Origin of the sequence: Pseudoalteromonas sp. NZS71_1, from assembly GCF_015864305.1 — a bacterium.
Classification (GTDB): Bacteria; Pseudomonadota; Gammaproteobacteria; order Enterobacterales; family Alteromonadaceae; genus Pseudoalteromonas; species Pseudoalteromonas arctica.
In genome coordinates this window covers 217,160-241,569 of record NZ_JADYXM010000003.1, presented here as the reverse complement: position 1 = coordinate 241,569, position 24,410 = coordinate 217,160, and the positions used below count along the sequence as shown (strand labels likewise).

General features: G+C 38.2%; 16 protein-coding genes. 14 read left to right on the top strand and 2 right to left on the bottom strand.

What is annotated here, in order from left to right; genetic code table 11:
• Positions 1 to 102: 102 nt before the first annotated feature.
• Positions 103 to 1,725, bottom strand: a complete 1,623-nt coding sequence (gene bcsE, locus I6F43_RS06390; protein WP_024593571.1) for a cellulose biosynthesis protein BcsE — start codon at positions 1,723 to 1,725, stop codon at positions 103 to 105.
• Between the two features lie 114 nt (positions 1,726 to 1,839).
• Between bcsE and bcsR the strand changes: the two genes are divergently transcribed.
• From bcsR to I6F43_RS06330, 12 genes are all read left to right on the top strand, one after another.
• Entirely contained in the window at positions 1,840 to 2,028 is a 189-nt protein-coding gene (gene bcsR, locus I6F43_RS06385; protein ID WP_007581346.1) for a BcsR/BcsP family cellulose biosynthesis protein, read from the top strand.
• A 20-nt stretch (positions 2,029 to 2,048) separates the two neighbouring features.
• A complete protein-coding gene (gene bcsQ, locus I6F43_RS06380) occupies positions 2,049 to 2,765 on the top strand; it encodes a cellulose biosynthesis protein BcsQ (protein ID WP_197101504.1) in 717 nt (238 codons plus the stop codon).
• A gap of 1 nt (position 2,766) precedes the next feature.
• Entirely contained in the window at positions 2,767 to 5,436 is a 2,670-nt protein-coding gene (bcsA, locus tag I6F43_RS06375; RefSeq protein ID WP_007581342.1) for a UDP-forming cellulose synthase catalytic subunit, read from the top strand.
• Positions 5,429 to 7,675, top strand: coding sequence for a cellulose biosynthesis cyclic di-GMP-binding regulatory protein BcsB (gene bcsB, locus I6F43_RS06370; protein WP_197101500.1), 2,247 nt, complete (start codon positions 5,429 to 5,431; stop codon positions 7,673 to 7,675). The genes bcsA and bcsB overlap by 8 nt, the downstream gene beginning before the upstream one ends.
• Entirely contained in the window at positions 7,675 to 8,805 is a 1,131-nt protein-coding gene (gene bcsZ / locus I6F43_RS06365; protein ID WP_197101498.1) for a cellulose synthase complex periplasmic endoglucanase BcsZ, read from the top strand. Before bcsB ends, bcsZ begins: the two co-directional genes overlap by 1 nt.
• Positions 8,796 to 12,614, top strand: a complete 3,819-nt coding sequence (locus tag I6F43_RS06360) for a cellulose synthase subunit BcsC-related outer membrane protein (protein ID WP_197101496.1) — start codon at positions 8,796 to 8,798, stop codon at positions 12,612 to 12,614. Before bcsZ ends, I6F43_RS06360 begins: the two co-directional genes overlap by 10 nt.
• Before the next feature lie 246 nt (positions 12,615 to 12,860).
• A complete protein-coding gene (locus I6F43_RS06355; RefSeq protein ID WP_007581335.1) occupies positions 12,861 to 14,354 on the top strand; it encodes a peptide MFS transporter in 1,494 nt (497 codons plus the stop codon).
• A gap of 145 nt (positions 14,355 to 14,499) precedes the next feature.
• The gene (locus tag I6F43_RS06350; protein ID WP_197101494.1) at positions 14,500 to 17,247 is read left to right on the top strand and encodes a metallophosphoesterase; all 2,748 of its coding nucleotides are present in this window, start codon (positions 14,500 to 14,502) and stop codon (positions 17,245 to 17,247) included.
• 303 nt (positions 17,248 to 17,550) lie between these two features.
• Complete coding sequence (hppD, locus tag I6F43_RS06345) at positions 17,551 to 18,597, top strand: 4-hydroxyphenylpyruvate dioxygenase (protein ID WP_197101492.1); 1,047 nt, start codon at positions 17,551 to 17,553, stop codon at positions 18,595 to 18,597.
• 136 nt (positions 18,598 to 18,733) lie between these two features.
• Positions 18,734 to 20,047: a fumarylacetoacetase gene (fahA, locus tag I6F43_RS06340; protein WP_010555130.1), complete on the top strand. Its 1,314-nt coding sequence runs from the start codon at positions 18,734 to 18,736 to the stop codon at positions 20,045 to 20,047.
• Between the two features lie 143 nt (positions 20,048 to 20,190).
• Positions 20,191 to 21,354: a M23 family metallopeptidase gene (locus I6F43_RS06335; RefSeq protein WP_197101490.1), complete on the top strand. Its 1,164-nt coding sequence runs from the start codon at positions 20,191 to 20,193 to the stop codon at positions 21,352 to 21,354.
• Entirely contained in the window at positions 21,344 to 21,826 is a 483-nt protein-coding gene (locus I6F43_RS06330; protein ID WP_007581324.1) for a bactofilin family protein, read from the top strand. Before I6F43_RS06335 ends, I6F43_RS06330 begins: the two co-directional genes overlap by 11 nt.
• Before the next feature lie 21 nt (positions 21,827 to 21,847).
• Here the strand turns inward: I6F43_RS06330 and I6F43_RS06325 are convergent, their stop codons facing one another.
• Positions 21,848 to 22,321, bottom strand: coding sequence for a hotdog fold domain-containing protein (locus tag I6F43_RS06325; RefSeq protein ID WP_007581322.1), 474 nt, complete (start codon positions 22,319 to 22,321; stop codon positions 21,848 to 21,850).
• A gap of 183 nt (positions 22,322 to 22,504) precedes the next feature.
• On the opposite strand from I6F43_RS06325, the gene I6F43_RS06320 reads away from it, so the two are divergent.
• Together I6F43_RS06320 and I6F43_RS06315 are read left to right on the top strand one after the other, a co-directional pair.
• The gene (locus I6F43_RS06320) at positions 22,505 to 23,704 is read left to right on the top strand and encodes a multidrug effflux MFS transporter (protein ID WP_101164158.1); all 1,200 of its coding nucleotides are present in this window, start codon (positions 22,505 to 22,507) and stop codon (positions 23,702 to 23,704) included.
• Positions 23,701 to 24,345, top strand: coding sequence for a LysE family translocator (locus tag I6F43_RS06315; protein ID WP_101164159.1), 645 nt, complete (start codon positions 23,701 to 23,703; stop codon positions 24,343 to 24,345). Before I6F43_RS06320 ends, I6F43_RS06315 begins: the two co-directional genes overlap by 4 nt.
• The last annotated feature ends 65 nt before the right edge of the window (positions 24,346 to 24,410 follow it).

The following is a 24,410-nucleotide window of genomic DNA, read 5'->3' as shown; positions in this document are numbered from 1 at the left end:
AATAATATTTTGTTATTTGAGATAAAATGTATTTGCCTAGCATACAAAGCACCGCGCCAAGTACCATTGCAAGAAACACGGTAATTAAAAGCTGATTCATACTCATAAGTTATCTCTTAATTTCATTATAAAAGGCTTAGCATCTGGGCGGCTTTTGCTAGAAAATTCAGGTGTGTTAATATTTTCAGTAACGCTGTTTGCTATATCAGGTGCAAATTTATAGCTATCATTCTCGGCAAGTTTTTGCGAGAAATCTACAACACTCTTACCTTTATAAAAACGCCTTAATTGTTTACATTCTTGTTGAATGTAAAAGTGATCAGAAATTACATTTTGCTGTACAAAAAAATCGCTTGTTTTTAATTTAAACAAATGCTTAATCGCATTATCAACGTCATTCTCTCTACAAGCATGCAAATATAAATAAACTGTATTATCTGCAATACTAAATACATCACCTTCGCGTTTAATATGAAATAAATGCAAAGGGTGTATTGGGTCAATTCGTGGCAGTAATTCAAGCTTTACTAGCACACCGCTCACACCTAAATTAACGGCTGAGTCACTATGAATTTCTACTTGTTTTGTAAACTCAATAAAAGGTAAATATCCTTTCGAAAAAGTGTTTTCGGTGTATTTCAATACGTCCTCAACTGAGGGAGGTAAAGGCCTAGAAAACTGAAAACCTTGAATAGATTGAATTTGTGAGAGCAGCCGAGAAGGCTCTGAAAAACTATATAGAATAAGGTTTACACCCAATGTTAAAAATAAACATTCATCTTGATGGCGAATAACACCATCAACATTTTGAATAACAAGCTTTAACCAGCGCCCACAGTTTTTTCTAAGTTCAAAACACTGCTTACCTAATAACGCTAAATCAGTGTAGCGCGTTACTGCAAAAATTAAGGTGGCTGCTTCTACCTTTGGTCCTTTATTAAATAAGTCATTATTATCTTTTACACTGTTATAGTGCATTGGTAATTTAGTACCTTCGGGCACCGCACTTTGCACAAGCCAAACATCGTCTTCATCGGAAAAGTCTGAACTTTTAGGTGCTTTGCTCTCGCTTATTATTCCCTTTTGAACAACAAACTGATTATTACTTAATAATAACGGGTAATGTTCACCAGCAATAACACCCGTGCTATGGCGCCAATAATCATATTCAAGAACTCGCATTGCAGAATCATTATCAACAAAAACCAGCCCATCAAATACATTATTTAATCGCCTAACTAAAAAACGGTAGTTAGCAATATCAGGCCCAGATATTAAAAATAGTAATGTAGCTCCGGTACGACGAACAAAGTCGTTGTACTCATTCATCATCAGTTTTAAGCTTTTTTCGCCAGCACTGTTTAACTGTGTTGTATTAAAATGAACAAAAATGAGCGCTTCGTTTAGACGTTTATAAGCACTTATCTCTTTTATAATACCTGAATTGATTCGCTCAATTGAATAGTGTTGTGTTTCTGGGGCCAACGAAAAAGGATGTACTCGATTATGTTCATAAGCATAATTTAACGATGCAGAAAAAGAAGAATCAAAAAATGATTCAGCCTCTTGAGAAACTATATATATATCATTAGCCAAACTTTGGTTAATTGAATGTAACGCTAATTCGATTGCAAAATTGTCTAAAGGGGCTAAAACAGCATAACTTGAAGCCGATTTTAACTCTTTTGCAGCAGGCTCTAATCCCGTTATGTTAAAGTTATGCACTTAAAATGCCCTATAAAAAATACTTTTTTACTAGTTTTAACCGTTATTCTATATATAATAGCCAAATATTGTCCACTTTTAATCAAAATAATTAAAGTAACTGTAAAGGTAAAGATGAACAACTTAACATCTAAAAACTCACAAACGTTAACATCGAGTGATATAGAAAACCTTACACTGCGTTTTGGTGGAAAGAGTGATGACTACATAGAAATCGTAAACAAGCAGCAAAATAATAATACAATTAATAAATATGCATTGCTTAAAGAGATAAACAACGAACTAAACACATACACTAGTTAAACTAAGGATAGGTAACCCCGTTGCAAAGAGTTTTCATTAAAGGTATCAAAGGCGGTTTAGGCAGTACTTCTGTAGTTGCCAATCTTGCATGCGTGCTAAAAAAGTCTGACGTTGACGTTGTTGCTATCGATTTAGATGCAAAAAGTGACTTAGGTTTACATTTTGGTTTACCGTGGAAATACACCAAAGGCTGGAGTAATGAAGTGCGCTTTGAAGATGCACTTACGCATTTTCACCAAGATAACGATGGCATTATATTTTTACCATTTGGTGATAACGACGACACTAGCACCGATAACATCACTAAAATGGTCAATAAATGCAAAAACCTAAATTATAACAACGAAGCCTGGATACTTTTTGACTGCCCTTCACATATTAACCTTTCTCACTACCCATTAGAGAAAGACGATATTGTAATTGAACTTGTTAATTGCGACGCTATTTGTCACAGCTTAATTTACAGACGCCTGCAAAAACTTAAATATTCAGATACCAATTGGAAACATTACTTTTTAGTTAACCGCTATAACTCTGCATCAACGCTAGAATTTGACTTATTTTCCCTATGGCAATCAACACTTCCCCTTATGGCTCCCTTTTTTATTAATAGTGACGAAGTTATTAAAGAGTCAACCGCATACAGAAATGTAGCACTTAATTGCGCGCCATATAGTGTCGCAAACGATGACTTTGAAACACTAGCTGGTTGGCTAGTTAGTAAAGCGGCCTTATAAAATGAGCATTACACTATTTTATCAGCGCCCTATTCACAGCACTTTATACTTGCTGCTGAGCATTTTATTTACTGATAAGTTAGTTCGGTACATTTTATTTAAGTTTCATAGCTACTTTAATCAACATAAAGTAAATGTAATTGAAGCTTTCTTAATGCCTTTTATTACGCTTTTAAGCTCGCTATTTATAAACATTAAACAGCATAAAATCAGCTTTGAGTTTACCCTTTATGACTACTACCCTCATTTAAGGTTGCCTTACCGAACCTATATTTACTCAAATATATTACGCTTTATTATTCAAAGTGTTTTTTTAGTGTTTTTCAAAAACCAGCTTAAATCTAGTTCAGTAAAAGAAGATGCAGTTAATTATTTCTATGATGGCGTTAGCTACCTTTTAAGGCAATTACGTTGGTTTGATTTAAAGTTAGGTAAATTATTAAAACGCCTACTATCAAAAAACAAAAAAGGCCCTAAAAAAAGTGCATTTAAAGCCATGGCTGATGCACGTGTATGGCAAAATAAATTAGTTAAATACGTCATCCTCGCGTTTATTTTATTTTTATTAGCAATATTCATTACAATTCCTTTTAGCTTGGAAGCTCAAGCCGTATTTATAAGCTTTATTTTATTAGTTGCGTATGCACTTAAACGAGTAAAAGGCCAAATGGCAACCATTGTCATGATCACCTTGTCAGTAACTACCTCTTCTCGTTACTTATGGTGGCGTTACACTGAGACTTTAAACTGGGATGATCCACTTGCACTTGCACTAGGTGGCGGCTTACTACTTGCTGAAACATATGCATGGCTTGTACTGATTTTAGGTTTTTTTCAAACAGTTAATCCGCTTGAGCGAAAACCAGTGCCTTTACCTAAAGACACTGACCTATGGCCAACTGTTGATGTATATATTCCAACTTATAACGAGCCGTTAAGCGTTGTAAGACCCACTACTCTCGCTGCTTTAAGTATCGATTGGCCTGCAGACAAGCTAAATGTTTATATATTAGATGATGGTAAGCGCTCAGAGTTTAAGGATTTTGCAGCCGAGATTGGAGTGGGTTATTTAGCGCGTTCGGATAACAATCATGCTAAAGCCGGTAATATGAATAGCGCTATGCGTTATACCGATGGCGAATATATCGCAATTTTTGATTGTGACCACGTTCCTGCTCGCTCGTTCTTACAAATGACAATGGGACAGTTTTTAAAAGACAGTAAAGTGTGTTTAGTCCAAACACCGCATCACTTTTTTTCTGCCGATCCATTTGAGCGAAATCTTAATAACCACAGTCAAATCCCTAACGAAAACATGTTGTTTTATGGACTAATTCAAGACGGTAACGACATGTGGGATGCAACCTTCTTTTGTGGTTCTTGCGCCGTATTAAAACGAGAAGCGCTTGATAATATTGGTGGTTTTGCATTTGAAACAGTAACTGAGGATGCTCACACGGCCCTTCGTATGCAGCGCGCAGGTTATAAAACTGCATATATAAACATCCCACAAGCCGCAGGCCTTGCAACCGACAGCTTGTCAGCGCATATAGGCCAACGTATTCGCTGGGCGCGTGGTATGGCGCAAATATTTAGGCTTGATAATCCATTGATGGGTAAAGGTTTAAGCATTCCTCAACGATTATGCTATATAAACGCAATGTTGCATTTCCTTTCGGGTATTCCTCGTATTGTATTTTTAACAGCTCCTTTAGCGCTAATATATTTTAATGCCTACATAATTTATGCTCCTTTTATTGCTATTTTTATCTATGTGGTACCGACACTAATTCAAATAAAAGCGACTAACTCACGTATTCAAGGTAAATACCGTTACTCCTTCTGGGGTGAAGTGTATGAGTCAGTACTTGCTTGGTACATACTAAAACCAACTACCGTTGCTTTATTTAATCCTAATAAAGGTAAATTTAACGTAACCGAAAAAGGCGGTTTAAATGATGAAGAGCATTACGACTGGGGGATTTCTAAACCGTATTTAATTCTCTTACTTATTAACTTACTTGGAATAATAGTGGGTGTATTGCGTCTGTTTTTAGGTGATTCAAGCCAGATTGGCGTACTTATAATAAGTATGGGTTGGGCTTTTTATAATATTATTATTTTGGGTGCTGCGGTTGCGGTTGCTGCTGAGGCTCGCCAAGTGAGGCACTCGCATCGTATAAAGGCAAACTTTCCTGCCGGCGTTCGTTTAGCAAATGGTCATACTTTAAAAGTAAAAATAACGGATTATTCAGATAACGGTGTAGGTATAGAGACTGAACACGCACATTTATGCCGCGTTAACGATAAAATCGAATTATTAATGAGTCGCGGTAACAAGCAATTTTCGTTTACAACGTATGTATGTAATACCCGTAAAAAACAAATTGGCCTTACACTTAAAGATTTATCTCTCGAAAAGCAAAGAGCTTTTATACAATGTACTTTCTCCAGAGCAGATGCTTGGCTAGATTGGCAAAATAACTTTAGACATGACCGTCCATCGTATAGCTTCAAAGAAGTGCAAAAAACCAGTTTACGGGGCTTTAGTAATTTATTATTTCATGCCCCAAGAGCGTTACAACCAATAATTAAGTTTATGACTAATACTGTCATTTACATAAATTCATTTACTCCAAAAAAACCGATAGTGCATAATAATTATGATTAAAAAGTTACTTAATACATTTCTAACATTGTTACTTATTAGTAGCGCATATCAAGTGCTCGCTATCGAGCCTATGCACGACAAAACTATGTTTGTAAATGGCTACCCTGAGAGCGCTCAGGTTTCTAGTTTACGTCTTAGCTTTGAAAAGTTAGGGTTCAACGACTATAAACTCGACGGCGTGAATAATAATTCTCGAGTCGATTTCACAAATAGAATTGATAAATTAAGCACTAATCTAAAGCTTAACTTTTCGTACACCAACTCACCTTCATTGCTGGCTAATGTATCGCATTTAAAAGTTTATTTTAACGATAACTTAGTTACTGTTTTACCTATTAATGAGCAATTAAGTATTGTAAAAAATACGGTAAGTCATAGCCTAGACCTAAATGCTAAATACATTCAAGACTACAACCAAATTCGCTTTGAACTAGTTGGCTACTACGACTTACGATGCCAAGATTACTTTAGCCGCTCAATTTGGACTGAAATAAACAAATCAAGCCACATCACGCTTGATCAAAAACAGTTAGCAATTGATAGCCGCCTTGAATATTTACCAGAACCATTTTTTGATGCTAAAGATTACAACAAATTAAACTTACCTTTTGTATTTGCAAGCACACCTAATACACAAGCAATCGAAGCTGCAGCCACTTTATCTAGTTGGTTTGGCGCACAAGCTGACTGGCGTGGCGCTAACTTTCCAGTAGTTTTAAATAAAGCACCAGAGCAGCACAGTGTGGTGTTTATTACTAATGACTCAAAACCTGATTTTTTAAAAGATTATCCAGATGTTGAAAAGCCAACCGTCGAGCTAATTTCAAGCCCTATTCACAGATACAATAAAATGCTGTTAATTTTGGGGCGTGACGAAAAAGACTTAAAAACAGCGGTCACTGGTCTTGTATTTGGTCATAAAATTATGACTGGCCGAAGTGCAAGCATCGAGGCTATTAACAAACTCCCACTGCGTAAAGCTTATGATGCGCCGAGATGGCTAAGAAACGATCGTCCCGTGCACTTTGACGAGCTTATTGACTACCCAACTCAGTTACAAGCTGAGGGTCTTAACAACGGCCCTATAAAATTAAATGTTCGTTTTGCACCAGATTTATTTACTTGGCGTGAAAAAGGTATTCCTATTACTTTGCAATACCGTAATACGCCAGAGAGCGAAACATTAAATTCACGTTTAAACATGTTAATAAACCAAGAATTTATAAGTGGTTTTTTACTTGATAAAAAAGACTCATCGTTAACTACCGCTAAAACGTTGCTGCCTTTAATTGCTAATACAGACACAACGCAAAGCGCTGAAGACTTTTCATTAGACGGTATTAATCTTGCCAGCCGAAATGAGTTAAATTTTGACTTTAGATTTGCAGTACTTAAAAAAGGCGAATGTGCCGTTGCTCCACCTGGTGGCGAGTACGGGGTAATTGATGGAAACTCTAACATTGATGTAAGTGGGTTTGATCATTACATGGCTTTACCTGATTTAAATGTATTTGCAAACAGCGGATTCCCATTTACAAAATACGCAGACTTACAACAAACTTTAGTATTGATAGATGAAGTTCCATCACCTAAAGCACTATCTGTATTGTTTAATTTAACAGGCCACTTTGGTGCTATTACAGGCTACCCAGCTCATAGAATAAGTGTTGCTCATTTAAATCAAGATGCCAACTTAGATGATAAAGACATCTTAGTAATCGCAAAACCTAATAGCATTGCTAATAACTTAGATGAAGATGCGCAAACTAATATCCTGCTTGATAATAATCAGCGCGCTATAAAACAAGCCATATACAATGGTGCTTACGATGAGCAGACAACAGATAAAGTCCAAGTAAGTATAAAAAGTAGTGGTGATATGGCCGTTATTACTGGCTTTCAATCACCGTTTGATTCAGAGCGTTCAATTGTATCGCTTAGTGCAACATCACAAAAAGCCTTTACTCTACTAGATGATGCGTTAATGAGTTCAGAAGCTCTTGCGCAAATTAAAGGCAGTGCTGCGGTCATAAATTCTCAAGGCATTAAAACAATTAAAACTGATGAGCAATATTTTGTTGGTCACATTCCTGTGCATACCCTAATTTGGTTCCATTTATCGGATCACCCATTTGTACTGGCACTCTTGTCTATTTTAACACTACTGCTGATCTCATTTATTATATGGCGATTACTACAAGCATTAACATACAAGCGCTTAGCTGAAGGAGATAAGTAATGAAGTCACTCATTAATGTATTTTTTACCGTGATTGCATTATTTACCTTTAATGCCAATGCACAAATAGAGCAATGCCAACCATGGGATGCATGGCAAACGTTTAAAAGTAACTTTATAAGCCAAGATGGTCGCGTTATTGATTTGGGGAGTGAGCAAAAAGTCACAACCTCTGAAGGCCAGTCTTATGCCTTATTTTTTGCTGTCGTAGCAAATGACAAAGCAATGTTTGACCTAGTCCTGGATTGGACGCAAGAACATTTATCAGAAGGTGATTTAAGCACTCGTTTACCGGCATGGCAATGGGGTGTTAACAATCAAAATGTTGGCGGAATTTTAGATTCAAATCCAGCGTCTGATTCTGACTTATGGATAGCATACAGTTTATCGCAAGCTGCTATTCTTTGGGATGACCGCCGCTACAGCATATTAGCAGCCGTACTTGCACAGCGAATAATGCGTGAAGAAACCGCCTATATTTCGGGCCTAGGTTTATCATTACTACCCGCCCCTACTGGTTTTGAATTTGATAATGAGCGTTTTAAGTTAAACCCAAGCTACTCACCGTTATTTATTTATCAGCAGTTTAAAAAGCTTTATCCACACTCGCCTTGGCATCAACTGCACGAAGGCTCAGCAAAGTTGATTTTAGATACAGCAAAGCAAGGTGTTACCCCTGACTGGGTAATGTTTGATGCAAATAACGGCTTTTATTACGATAAAAAAACGAGCGATTTGGGCAGTTACAACGCTATTAGAGTATATTTATGGGCAAGTATGATGGCAGACAACGCACCTTATAAAAAAGAGCTATTAGCGCAATTCAACCCTTTTATAGAAACAATTAATAAACGTGGTTACGTGCCTTTAAATACTTTTGCTAAATCTGGAAAATCTGAAAAAAGAGGCCCTCTAGGCTTTAACTCAGCTTTATTACCTTTACTAGCAACTAATAACGATAATTCTACAGTAATGGCTATTCAGCAAAAACTAATGATTGATAAATCATTTACCCAGACTCGTTATTACGACAGCGTACTTAACTTATTTGGTACAAGTGCTTTAAATAAGCGTTTTTCAATTACAGCAGATGGGACGCTACAACCGGTATGGAGCACTGAATGCCGTTAAGGTTTGCCCTCGCTTGCACATTAGCGCTTAGCTCTGGATTGAGCGCTAACACAGTCAACGATATTGATACGCAATCTGTTGATTGGTTACTAAGCCAAATAGGTATTGGTGAAGCACAGCAAAATAAAAAACTAGTTGAAGATAGCTTACGAAAGCTAGTCGCTATTGCCCCTGCCCGAATAGAAACGCAGTGCGCAGTAGCGCGTTATGATTTTGCCAATGGCGAATCAGCGAAAGCCAACCAATTACTAAGTAAAATAGATAATGGGCTTACCAAACAAGCTCCGTGCGTTGAAAAGCTAAAAGTCCTTTCGCGTACTGAAGGAAAAGACAAATCTTCAATTCAGCAAGCTAAATTATTGGCTCGCGCGGGTCGTTATGAACAAGCTCGCGAAATCTATAATAATATTTTTAAAAACGTCTACCCTACATTAGATTACGAGCTTGAGCATTTAAGCTGGTATGGACAAGATAGCTCCCAATGGGAAAGTGTTAAAAAAGGCTATAATAAATTAGCTCAAAGCTACCCAAGTATTGCGCAGATAGAAATTGCTTATGCCCGTCACCTACTTAGGCGTAATCTTACAGATAAAAAAGCGATTGATATTTTAAGTAAATATGGCGCAGGCCCTACTTTTATTAATGAAGTAGAATATATTTGGCTTAGTGCTTTGCTAGAAATGCCCTTAACGGATGATACAGTTAAGCAGTATCAGCGCTATTTCACTCTTTATCCCTTTAGTAGTAAAGGTGAATTACAATACCAAGATTTTCTAAAAGATTATAAAAAACGTCAAACACTTCTTGCCGACCCCGCCTATCAGCTTTGGGTTAGGGGCGATAGATTACTTGAGAAAAATAAACTTGCTGCCGCAGAGCCTTTACTTTTAAAAGCTTTAAGAGGCCGACCGCAAGACGGCGCTATAATGCGAAGCCTTGGCACACTCTATTTACGCCTTGGTGAAAACCAAAAGTCGTATCAATATTTTACTCGTGCACAAAAGTACACAACTGAGTTCGCTGAACGTGAAACACTACAAGAATTAGCAAAAACAGCTAAGCTTTGGCTTTATATACGCGAAGCTAAAAATGCCATTAATAATAAAGAATTTAAAACGGCTAAGCTTAAGCTTGATTTAGCAGCCACCTTAGAACAAGAAACTAATACAGTAATATATAACAAAGGTTTATTACAATTTGCTCAAGGGCAATATTCACAGGCTGCACTTACATATCAAATTGTTTTAAGAAGTGATCCACTTAATAGCAGCGCTTTAATAGGTCTACTTGAAATAGCTGAATTAGAGCAGAATGAAAAAGCCCTAACCTCTTTTTACAACAGTTTATCGTTTAATCAAAAGAAACTAATTAAAGAATCTTATTCTGTATCTTTAAGTAGTCAGTACCGCGCAAAGGCAAATACGTTTGCACAGTCGGGAGATTTAGAGCAAGCCGAAAAAGTACTAAAAGACGCTATTGAAATAGCGCCAGAACAGCCTTGGTTATACTACGATTTAGCCTTTATATACCAACAAAAGGGGCTGACAGAAGAGGCCCGCGCTTTATTTAATAATGTGCTGTGGCAATTTCCGTTAAACCCTCAGATTCGTTACAGCCACGCGCTTTTTTTACGCTCTCTTGATGACTATCAAGGTGCTATTAAAACATTGCAGTACATTCCATTTAAATCCAGAGATAAAGACATTATTGCGCTTGAACAGCAGCTGCAACTTAATGAGTCTTTAACACAAAGTGAGCGCCACCTTGATGCTAAAGATAAAGCCACTGCAATCTATCATTTAAGCAACCTAGAGGCACAAAATTTAACACCCGCTATGCAGGCAGAGTTATCGCGAAGCTGGTATCGAATTAATGAAAAAAAACACGCTATAAAACTTATAAACAAAGCACTGGAAGCTGAGCCTTCTCTTTCTGCTTATTGGCATACACTTTATGGTGAGTGGCTTTTAGAGCAAGGTGATGAAAATAAAACGAAGCAATGGTTTGAAAAGTACGTATTACCAGAGAGCGCAACTGAAAACGAAACAACTCAATATGTACAGCTACAAAATAGCTATATTACTCAGTATTACAATGGTAGTGATTTAATCGCTAAGCTTAACCAGCTGGATCAAAAATATAAAAATACTCCAGCAACAACTACTGCCCTTATTAATGCAAATTTAGCACTTGAACAACGCGAAGCGGCCGTTATTTTGTACCAGCAAAAAGTACAAAATAAACAAACCATTGAGCCTCAAGCACTACTCGCTATTGCTAATGCATACATAGAACTTGGGGACGACTTTCAAGCAAAAGAAGTTACGCAAAAAGCGATTACGCAAACCACATCGCAAGAAGGTTATTTGCAACGCCAAATCATGTCATCTCTCAATGAGTTTAATTACTCAGGGGATGCACTTTACTTAGCTAAGCAACTTGTTGAAAAGTCACCCAACGATCAAGAACTACGTTATTTAGGCGCTCAAGTAGCCAGCAAATTCAACGAAACCGAACAAGCACAATCTTGGTACACGCAAACCCTATTTCCTAATCGTACATTAAATGAAAAAGAGCTTTACGGAGCGCTTTCAAAAATAGATGAAAACGATGAATGGTATGTAAACGGTGCTAAAAGAGAGCTAATAAACGAGCAAAACAAAAACCAAGCATACATTGCTATTGGTGTTAACTTTAGTGGGCAAACAAGCACCGAAAGCGAAGCAACACTTGGTGCGGGCTTAGTCCCGATTGAAGCTTACTTTCCGCTTTGGCAAGGCCAAGGGTTTATTAAAGTAGACCCAACTACTATTAGCGCACAAACAACGCGCTTTGATGAGCAATTTGCTGGCAGCCGCTATGGACAAGGTGCACTGTGTATTTTTACCTGTTCAATCGATGAAGTAACACCTGAGGAAAGTGGTGTAGATATAGGTATTGGTTGGCAAAACGAAAACTGGCGTGTAGATGTAGGCACTACCCCACTTGGCTTTTTAATTGAAGACATTGTATGGGGTGTAAATTACGCAGACAGTTTTGGCGACTTTGGATACAGCCTAGAACTTGAAAAACGCCCAGTTACGAGCTCAGTACTTTCTTATGCAGGTCTTAAAGATGTAAAAACAGGTGAAGTTTGGGGTGGTGTTCGCTCTACAGGCCTAACTGCTAATGTATCACACGACTTAGGCGGAAAATGGGGTTTTTGGTCAAGCGCCGACTTTACCCTATATAAAGGCCAAAATGTAAAAGACAACCAACGCTATCGTATGATGGGCGGTACTTATTACCGTGTAATTAGCAATCAAGAGCGTGAATTCACCGCAGGCGCTAGCTTATTACATTGGGCATACAAGTATAATTTAAGTGAAGAAACATGGGGTCATGGTGGTTATTACAGCCCACAAAACTATGTAGGTTTATCTGTGCCACTCACTTATGACGCGCGTTGGGGAGATGATTTTGTTTATCGATTAAAAACCGGTGTTTCGTACTCGCAAACAAAAACTCAATCTATTGATTTCTTCCCTAATGATGGCGATTTGCAAATAGCTGCATATGATAGAGAGTCAATAACAGGTGTTGATCCTGTATTTGAAGGTGAAACAAGTTCTGGTGTTTCATATAATATTGAAGGTAGTTTTGAGTATAGAATAACGCCGAATTGGTTCTTTGGTGGTTACTTAGCCATCGATCGTTCTGACTTTTACGAACCAAATTTTGGTCAGCTTTATATACGTTACTACTTTAATCCTGTGTACGGAACACTTGAGTTTCCAGGCACCCCTATTGTTCCTTATGCTGAGTTTTAACTTGGCATAAGGTGATACACCGCGAACACTTCCCCTAGCACTAAGGTATATGTATACTTGAGCGCAATTGTAACTAGGATAAGGGTGTGTCTCTTACCTTGTGGTGTTACTGCCATATAGCAAATCATTATCTTAGCTACAAATAATATACTGATGGTCGAGCATTTTAGTGGTTACAAATTCTAAAATAGCTAAAGCAAAAAATTATAAGGCCATTACAACAATTCTTAAAGTTAGGAAGTAAATATGAGTTCAGCTCCAGATAGTGGTTGGTGTGGCCACCCTAAAGGACTTTCGACATTGTTCTTCACTGAAATGTGGGAACGAATGAGTTATTACGGTATGCGAGCTATGCTCGTATTATTCATGACAGCAAGCTTACAAGAAGAAGGCCTTGCCTTTACTGTTGCCTCAGCTGCTGCAATTTATGGTTTGTATACGGGCGCAGTATACTTTTTAGGCTTACCTGGTGGTTGGCTAGCTGATAGATTGTTTGGCGGTCAAAAAGCAGTATGGTATGGCGGCATAATTATTATGATTGGCCATATTATTTTGGCTATTCCACATGATTATTCTTTCTTCATTGGCTTAATATTTGTAGCAACAGGTACTGGTTTGCTAAAACCAAATATCAGTGCAATGGTAGGCCAACTATACAGTGATACAGATGAGCGTCGTGATGGCGGTTACGCTCTTTATTACATGGGTATTAACATGGGTTCTTTAATCGGTTACTACGTATGTGGTTACTTTATGGAGAACGTAGGCTGGCACTGGGCATTTGGTGCGGCAGCTGTCGGTATGGCCATTGGTTTAGTTCAGTACAAACTCACACTTAATAACTTACCAGAGCACAGCGCTTTACCTGCTAATCCACTTGGTCCTAAAGGTACTTCACGTGCATGGATTGGTATTGCTGCATTTGTAATTGCAGCTGCTGCAGTTACTACGGCTGCAATGACCGGCGCAATTGTAATCAATCCAACAGTGGTTGCAGGTTACACAGCGATTGTATTTACTATTATCTTTTTTGTTTATTTTGGTGTTATTTACTTTACAGGTAAATTAACCGATGCCGAAAAACAAAGAATGTGGGCACTATTTTTAGTCTGTATTGCTTCTGCATGTTTTTGGTCTGGCTTTGAACAAGCCGGTTCTTCATTAAACCTATTTGCCCGTGATTACACCGACCGATTTATTGGTACGTTTGAAATCCCTACAACGTGGTTTCAATCATTAAACTCACTGTTTATTATTGCTTTATCGCCATTTTTTGCAGCACTTTGGATTAACTTATCTAAAAGCTTAGTGTCACCTAGCTACAGCGTTAAATGTGCAATTGGCTTAATTATCATGGCATCTGGCTTTTTAGTTATGTTTATGGCGGCTCATTACGCAGCTGAAGGTTTAAAAGTAGCGCCTTACTGGCTTGTTACTACGTACTTTTTACATACAGTGGGTGAGCTTTGTTTAAGCCCTGTAGCGTTAAGTGCTGTAAGTAAGTTATCGCCTAGACGTTACACAGGTCAAATGATGGGTGTATTTGTATTAACTTACTCGATTGGTAATATTATTGCGGGTTTACTTGCTGGTAATTTCGATCCGAATAATGTTTCTGAAATTCCTAACTTATACTTACAAATTGCATTATTTAGCATTGGTGTTGGTGCTGTCTTAGTACTAATGACCTTTAAAGCTAAAGTATGGGAAAAACAAGGGTTAGAAGAGAAAGTCTCTTAATTGTTGTTTATTTTAATATAACAACATAACCTAAACATTCCTCCATAGCCTCTATGGGGGAATTTTTTTATTCAACTTTGCCCTGCCCCCGTTAACTGATATTATGTCCTGATTGATTATTCAATAGACCCAGGGACAGCAGTATATGCATTCATTAACATTATTACGTGCCACTCTAATAGCATTTCTCCTTATTTTTTTATCTGCCTGTGGTGGAGCCGAAGATCAAGTTACAGTAAATCCAAATGATCCTGTAGAACCTGAGCCTAGTGGCTTAATTATTACCAATGCTAATGGCTTACAAACGTCATTAGATGAAGGTAACTTTACTATCAATGCCCCTGGGGAAATAGTGGCTAACGATACTGAAATAACCTACGAAAAATTAGTCCTTGATGAGAATAATCAAGCTAAAAATATCATTTCAGATATACATACGCTTACCCCGAATACACTCCAACTTTCTAGCTCAATGACAATCACTATAAAAATACCTGACGACTATGTATTAGGCGGCCAATTAACTATTGCGCGTTTGAGCGGCGATTCTTGGTCAAGTATTACTAATTCAACGGTATCGCAAGGCTTTGTTAGCGCACAAGTAGACCAACTAGGTAGCTATGCAATAGAAATGCAACGTACTGTCGCGTTTTCTGATATTGGCCCAACCTGTGATGCAAATGCAACAGAGCAATCTGTAAGGTTTGTGCACGTTGCCGACATGCATTCTCGCTTTGGGTATCAGGAACAATATTTTAGCCGCATTAAAGCTTATTATAAAAAAGCGCTAAGCGAATCACCCCATACATTATTTACCGATGGTGGCGATGATTACGAAAAAGGGACCGTTGCAGAGCAAATATCACAAGGCTTAGCCTCTGATGAAACCGTAAAGCTAATGGCTTTTGATTTACGTGTTTTAGGGAATCATGACTATGCATGGGGTCCTGAAAAGCTGCTTGAGTTTTCACAAGACGATAATGCCATTGTACTCGCCAGTAATACCCGATTTGAGGGAGAACAAAATAAGAGTTTTGGCGGTGTGGACTTTGCTAAAGTACAGGTTGGCTGCATAACATTGGGTGTGTTTGGGATGACGTCAGTACCATGGGATGAACTTGACGAGCCAATTGAAGATGACCCTATTCCTGACTTTATAAAACAATTTAAAATGAGTTGGAAATGGCAACAAATCGCACAAAGTATTGTAAGCCAATACAGCGGTGATGTTGATTACATGATAATGCTAAGCCACTTAGGTAAAGGAACTGACGTTGAGATAGCAACCAATGTGCCCGGTATAGACTTAGTGCTTGGTGGGCATACTCATGGTGGTGAAGACTTTATAGAGCTTGAAAATAATGCTTTAGTCATTCAACCAGAATTTTATGCTCGCGGAGTCACCGATTTAAATTTAGTATTTAATACTGCAGATAAAGCACTAAGTCGTTACGATTATCAACATGTAGATACGCGAACATCTATAGAACCTGACGAAGAAACCAAGCTAGCTATCGATGAAGTAATGGGCCGATATGCACCCGATGCTGATACAGAAATTGCCATTTCAGAAAACTACCCAAGTAGTTTTGAAGTTGCAGAAATAGCAGCACTTGCAACTAAACATTCAAGCTCAATCAACGCAGCGCTGCTTAACCCTGAACTTGTACAAAAAAGATGGACGCCAGGCACTGTTACACAAGAAGATTTTCACAAAGCATTTTATGTTGAAAGACAGCCTTCAAACACGCCTGGCTTTAATTCACTGTATCAAGTAACCGTTACAGGCACTGATTTAAACACAATGATTGCCAGCCAACCCGATTGGTTTGTGTTAAAGCCAGAAGATATTCAAGTAACGACAAATTATAATGTCGCTTTATTTAAAGGTCCGGCACTTAATCCAGATTTATTTTTTAGCAGTGTTACTTTTAATGATGTAAAGCCAATTGCCGAAGCATGGTGGCTACTTGATCAATACGCGCGCTTTAGAACAACTCAATGTCTTCACCTTGATACAGACACACAGCTTAATGCTTGCCAAGATGTTGCAAATATAACAACTTGGAACTTTGACGATCCAACAAACCCACTAACTCCAGACTCAGGCCCATCTGTTTTAAGCTACTTTGACCCAGAAAATGACGGTTGGGGCCCAGAAGACACCCGCTATGAGACAACCACTGATCTTAATATTGGGGATTTAACTGATGGTCCTTCTGGTGTAATGGCTTTTACTCGTCACTCCCCAACAGAAGGCCTATTAATTACGTTAAACACAGCTGCAAATGGTGATTTTAAAGATGACGGGTTAGTGTCTGACTACACAATAGTTATGGATATAAACTGGCCATTGGAAACAAACGACATTTACCGCGCAATAATCCAAGCAGATACCGAAAACTACGATACAGATGACGCAGATATATTTGCAAGCCCAGACGGTGGGTACGGTGAAGCAACCAGCAATAGTGGATACTTTGGCGATACTGAACCAGGTAACTGGCATCGTATTGCCTTTGTATTTTATGCCGCACCAACAAATGGCGTATTTGAAATATACGTAGATGGTGAACTCGAAGGTGTTAAAGAAGAAGGTGAGATAAACCGTCGATGGGCACTTGATAAAACAATCCTGTTATTTACAGATAACAACTACGAAACCCGACCTGGTTACTTAAATGCATTACTCTATGCTGGTCGTGCTATGACTCGCGGTGAAATTAAAAGTATGGGCGGCGCACAACAAAAGTTGTCCTTTGAGCAACCAACGCGAGTGTTAAATCAAACGATTGAACGTCACTATCAAGCTGCGCCAGCGATAAAAACAAACCAATGGATTGAGCAACGTAACAAGTTCTTTGGTGGCAACTCTAAAAGTGTAAACAATTAAATACAACTAAGCTTTTTCTTGTTCATTCTAAAAGGAGGCTTCATGCAGGTGAACCTTCCTTTTTATTATTTAAAAACAACGAATTAAGAATAAAAACCACTATTCAACCCTATGGCGTATAACTTCATTTTACTTAACTGTATTACAAACACGTAACTTTATAATAACCGTCTTATAAAATTTACACATACACTACACACTAAATAGTGCCTCCCCCTTCCCCAAATCAAAAATCTGGTTGATTATCTACTGCAATATGACAACAACACATAATCGCAGTGCTTAATTGCGGGAGTAATAATAATGAGTGAAGTAAATAACTATTTAGGTTTAGTCGGTATTGAATTTACCGAGTACGCAACACCTGATGCTGATTATATGGATAAAGTATTTACTGATTTTGGCTTCTCTAAGCTTAAAAAATTCAAAGGTAAAGACATTGTTTATTACAACCAAAACGATATTCATTTTTTACTGAATAACGAGCGTGAAGGTTTTTCTGCAGAATTTGCTAAAAGCCATGGTCCTGCTATTTGTTCAATGGGTTGGCGTGTTGAGAATGCGCAAAAAGCATTTGAAACTGCAGTAGAGCGTGGTGCAAAACCAGCCACTGATTCAACACATAAAAACATGCCTTACCCTGCAATTTATGGCATTGGCGACAGCCTAATTTATTTTATTGAAAATTTTGGCGACAAAGGCACTGTTTACGAAAGTGATTTTGAAGATTTAGAAACGCAAAATGTTGTAGAAGATAAAGGCTTTATCCGAATCGATCATTTAACCAATAACGTTTATAAAGGCACCATGGAAAAATGGGCTAACTTTTATAAAGACGTATTTGGTTTTACTGAAGTACGCTACTTTGACATTAAAGGTCAAAAAACAGCGCTTATTTCGTATGCACTAAAATCACCTTGTGGCACCTTCTCTATTCCAATAAACGAAGGTAAAGGTAACGATAACAACCAAATTGATGAATACCTTGGTGAGTACAACGGCCCAGGCGTTCAACATTTAGCGTTTTTAACAGATGACTTAGTGAGCTCTCTTGATAAGCTAGATAAATCAACAATTGCAACCCTCGATATTATCCCAGAGTACTACGATACTATTTTTGACCGAGTACCTTGGGTAGCTGAAGATAAAGAAAAAATTCGTAAGCACCAGATACTCGTAGATAGCCAAAGTGAAAATTGTTATTTATTACAAATTTTCTCTAAAAACTTATTTGGTCCAATCTTTATAGAAATGATCCAACGCGTTGATGATGGTGGCTTTGGTGAAGGTAACTTCCAAGCATTATTTGAATCAATCGAACGCGACCAAGAGCGTCGCGGCGTTTTATAAAATATTTGAGTAAATTAAAAGCAGCGAACTTCGCTGCTTTTTGTCGTTTTAATATTTAAAAAGTATGGCGCCAAGTACAAGTATGATTAAATAAACTATACCTTGTCGCCATACAGTAAAATCCAAAGGAAATGTAATGAGCCTAATTAACGAAACCCACGATATTAATTTAACCAGCTGGGTAGAGTCAGCTAATGTTGATAATTGCGACTTCCCTATTCAAAACTTACCGTTTGCAGAGTTTCGCCGTAAAGGGTCTGATGAGGCCTTTCGTGGTGGTGTTGCAATTGGTGACCAAGTAATTGATTTAGCAAAACTGAGTAAATTAAATGTTTTAACAGGTGACGCTAAAACAGCCGCTGATGCAGCAAGTGAAGCAACTCTAAATACATTTATGGGTTTAGGGGGGCAGTATTGGTCAGCACTTCGTTTAGCCCTTTCAAAAGCACTAAGAGCAGGCTCTGAGCACCAACAAGCACTTAGCGATACATTGGTTGCACAGTCTGATATAGAGTTTTCTTTGCCTTGTCGTATCGGTGATTACACTGACTTTTACACTTCTATTTATCATGCTACAGCTGTGGGTAGTTTATTTCGCCCTGATAACCCATTACTACCTAACTATAAATGGGTACCTATTGGTTATCATGGTCGCTCTTCATCTATTGACGTATCGGGTCAAACATTTCATCGCCCTAAAGGCCAAACTAAAGCGCCTGATGCAGAAGTGCCGTCATTCGGTCCTTGTAAACGTCTTGATTACGAATTAGAGCTGGGTATTTACTTAGGTAAAGGCAATGCACTGGGCGATGCAATCGCTATCGAAAATGCAGAAAACCACGTATTTGGCTTTTGTGTATTTAACGATTGGTCAGCACGTGACTTGCAAGCGTGGGAATACCAACCGCTTGGTCCATTTTTAGCTAAAAACTTTGCCTCAACTGTATCGCCTTGGATTGTTACAACCGAAGCGCTAGCGCCTTATAGAACAAGCTGGACGCGTGATGAAAACGATCCGCAGCCTATGGACTATTTAGAGTCAAAAGCGAATCGCGACCAAGGTGCTTTTGATATTCAAATGGATGTTAAAATTCAAACGCAAAAAATGCGTAGCGAAGGCCATAACCCAACGCGCGTATCAACATCTAGTTTTAAGCACTCTTACTGGACTGTGGCACAAATGGTTACTCACCACACAGTAAATGGCTGTAACTTTATGCCAGGTGACATGTTAGGTTCGGGCACTCAGTCGGGTCCAACGCACGAAGAAGCGGGTTCTTTACTTGAACTATCTCGTGGCGGTAAAGAAAAAATTACGCTAAGTAATGGCGAACAACGTAGCTTTTTAGAAGATGGCGATAACGTTATTATGCGCGGTTGGTGTGAAAAAGAAGGCTATGCACGCATAGGTTTTGGCTCTGTAGAGAGCACAGTACTGCCTACAAAGTAATACGAGTATTAAAAAAATTATTAAAAGGGCTGCTTACTAAAAGCAGCCCTTTTTTATTAATTTTTGAACAGTTACAATTTTTTTCTAGCTTTTTTAACTCAAATTGCTATCTTAATTCGGTTAATAGCCAGTGTTTATATGCCATGTCAGTATTTATAAAGTCTTTTTATCATAAATTTTTCCCAGCTCGTCAGCTACTTATTCGCCAAAATGGCGAAGTTAAGCATGTTGTTTTAGCCTCTTGGTTTCAACTTTTTGTAGCATCGCTTATTTTAGCCACTTTTATTTGGCTGAGTATTTCGAGCTTTCGTGTTTATACACAAACAAATAAAATCTCTGACATAAAACAAAATCAAATAACCGAGCAAACGCTGTGGCAACAAAAAGTCAGTGAGCAACAAGCCCTGCAAGCAACGCAGTTAGAGCAACTTGCAATACTTGAGCAAAAACAGGCGCTACTGCAAAGCATGATAGAGTCCCTTCCCGCTTCAATTAGCAAAGATGTTATTAAGCTTGATACAGAACTTGATGTACCTATTAATGAAAATGGCAATGAGTTTCATGAGCCATTAGTCGATGAAAATCAAAAAGGTAAACAAGCGCAGTTAATAGCTCCAATTCCATTCGCAACAAGAATTGCCAATTTGAATAATCATTATGAGCAAAGCTTTAACTTTTTAGATAACCAAATTAGCGAACGTCACCAAGCTATTTTAGCTATGGTTAAAGGCGCTGGAATTGAGTCAGCGCTTGAGCAACACTTAATATTAAGTGCCCAAACAACCGCACAAGGTGGCCCACTTGATACATTTAACGAAACAAAAATTCCAAGCCACTTTTTAGCCATCGTTGATAAGTTATTAGCATTAAATAATTTAGAAAACTTTTTAACTGAACTACCAAACACCCTCCCCTTAGCTAAAGCTAAATATTATATTTCGAGTAGTTTTGGTCTTAGAAAAGATCCTATGAATAGTAATCATGCCTTTCATAAAGGAATTGATTTAGCAGGTTGGCATAAAACCGAGATATTTGCCCCAGCAGACGCTGTAGTGCTTCGTGCCGGTCGTAATGGTGGTTATGGTAACTTTATTGAGCTTGAACATAAAAATGGCTTAGTGACTCGATTTGGACACTTAAATAAAATTAAAGTAAAAAAAGGTCAGTTAATCACTAAACATGACGTAATTGGTTTAATGGGCAGCACCGGCCGAAGCACAGGCACGCATTTACACTACGAAGTATTACTTAACGGTAAACAAGTCAATCCTCTAAAAATAACAAAGGCGCTTTCTCGTGTTTGGTAGAAAAAAACAAAAAACAGTTAGCTCTAATTTAAAAAGAGTAAATCACACACCGTCTATTATTTCTGAAGACGTACGCCTTACAGGCACTTTAGTTAGCCAAGGTGAAGTACAGCTTGATGGCCGCATTGATGGCGATATAAAAGTGGAGCATTTAGTTATTGGCTCAACGGGTGTTGTTGAAGGTATTGTTGAAGCTAAAAGCGTTATTGTTAAAGGCAAAGTTATTGGCTCAATTAATGCTAGTGAAGTAAAGGTACAAAGTGGCGCTCATGTTCATGGCGATGTGTTTCACGATACATTGAGTATTGATGCAGGTGCAGTAATTGAAGGCAGTTTAAAGCAACGCTTTGAAAAAGAAGAGCCTGAACTAATTTCGAAAGAACTTAAACCTGCAAAAGAAGTTAAAGCATTGTTGAAGGAAGATGGCAGCGACTTATCGTTTGTAAATAAACAAGCCGCTGATAAAAACTAAGTAAAATCAGCTTAACGTAAGCTACCTTTTTTCAGTAATATACATAGTAATATCTGCAGTGAAAACAAGCTCATTGCGGGTATTATACAGTTTAACCGGTACTACTAAGTCTTCTTTATCAATCCACTTATGCGGTAAATCAATTTCAGCGACTGCTCTTACATCTGTATCTACTTTAGCCAAATACCTAACTGTCATCCCTTTTGGGATCCAACGATGCGTTTTAACTGGCACTGTTGCATCAACCATTACACCTGCACACAATTCAGCTAAGTTACACTGCGCAATAGCATGAATAGTTCCAATATGATTATGAACGCTGCGACGATTTTTAACCAACGCACTACAATGCCCTTCTCGAAGGTCGAGCACGTAAGGTTTCATTGAACCAAAATATGGCGCTTTAAAGCAAACAGCTTTAGTAAAAAGCCAATTCCCGAAAGGTAGGCGCTTAAATTTATGCCATGTTTGTACAAGTGCAGATTTATTACTCATTATTATTTTCCATCAACAGTTACTTTTTTAAAATTAACACATCAGACCAGTTTTAAAAAGTGCATTTACACTGCCTTTTTAGCTTAATCCAATCAAAAAGTAAGAATGACAACCTATGCAGGGGTCATAAGCCCTTTCTTTTTTATGAGTGCCCACCTAAAATACTCGACAAAAGGAGACTCAATGCAAACACAGCCCGCTAAACCTAATATGACTTTGTTACTTATCCTAGCGTTACTCGTTATATTTTGCCCTATGGCAATCGATATTTACTTACCCGCTTTTCCTACTATTGCAGAACAATTTGCAGTTACAGAACAACAAGTTCAGCAAACCGTTGCTATTTTTATGCTAACAGTAGGTTTAGGCCAATTAATTGCGGGGCCTTTGGCCGATAGGTTTGGCCGAAAGCCAGTGGCTATAGTGGGTATAAGTTTATATGCAGGCTCAGCATTACTTGCCTATTACTCGCCTTCTTTTGAAGTATTGATGATTGCACGTGCTCTTCAAGGTTTTGGAGCCTGTGCCACATTTGTTGTCGCATTTGCGATAGTACGTGACAAATATGGTAGTGAACGAAGTGGACAAATGATCACTTACCTTAACGGGATTGTGTGCTTTATTCCGGCAATGGCACCTATTTTAGGGGCTTGGCTTACCGTACAATTTGGCTGGCGTATGAACTTTATGTTTTTAACCGCGTTTGCCATTGTAGGCCTTGTTGTTACGCTATTCTTTTTTAGAGAAACTCGTCCTGCTGATAGCCATTATCAGGGGCATATTTTAGATTTACGTCGCTTTACACCTATTATAAAAACACCGGTATTTTTGTTTAATAGCCTAATTTGCATGGTCTCAATGTCGGCGATATTAGTTTATGTGACGCTAGCTCCAGGCTGGCTTATTACGCATTTAGGCGGCACTGTAGCCGACTTTACTTTTTGGTTTACGTTAAATGCCGTAATAAGTATTGTCGCTAGTTTTATTTTACCAACGTACATTAAACGAAATAGCCAACGTGCTTTGCGTGTCGGTGTGAGTGTACTGGTTTTTTCAGGTGTTTTAATGCTAGCCCTTAGCGGTATAGAGACGGCATTTGCGCTTATGTTACCTATTTTAATTGCAGCATTAGGCTTTGCTCTAAGTTTAGGCTCAGCTGCAGGTATGGCTCTGTCGAGTTTTCCTAAACAAGCAGGCACAGCCTCGGCATTACTTGGTGCTATGCAAATGAGTGGCGCGAGTATACTCGTTGTTTTAACCCAATATTTGGGGTTAAGTACACCGTGGTTAATTGCTTTTCATTTATTATTACTAGTTCCGCTTTGGATTATTTTAATGAGCAAAAAAGCACATACTTTACACCCAACTAAAAGCGCTCAATGATCAATCCTGATTTTTTAGCCTCGTTTTTATTAGCCAGCTTTTTAATGGCTGTAGCACCTGGGCCATCAAATGCATTTTTGATGGCACAAACATTTGCTAATGGTCGAAGCGCCGGTATGCAAAGTGCTTTTGGTTTTGCATTAGGTGGGGTTATTCATACTCTATTTGCTGTTGTAGGCCTAAGCGCAGTCCTAAAAGCTTCCCCAAGTGCCTATGCCGCAGTGCAATATGTAGGCGCAGCATATTTATGTTATTTGGGATTTATGATGATTAAAGGCACGCTAAAGCAGCCAGAGCCTATATCTGATGACAAGCAAACCGATAAACCGCATATAAGTACCAGTAAAAAAAGTAATGTCATGTTTCAAGCCATGATGACTGAAGTGCTAAACCCTAAAGTGGCGCTGTTTTTTATTGCATTTATTCCGCAATTTGTAGATCCAACGCTTTCATCTGCTACTTTTCAACTCGCTTTTTTTGGCTTGCTTTACCCTATTTTTGCTTTTCCGATTGACTGCACGTATATTTATTTTGGCGACAAAATTGCACAGTTTTTTAGACGTAACCCAAATAGCCAACTTTGGATTGATAGGATCACCGGCATTGTATTTATAGCCCTTGCTATCAATCTATTATTTTAACTAACCTGCACTTTGGTTAAGAGATTTATTACCCAGAGTTTAAGCTAACTAATAAAAAAGAATCA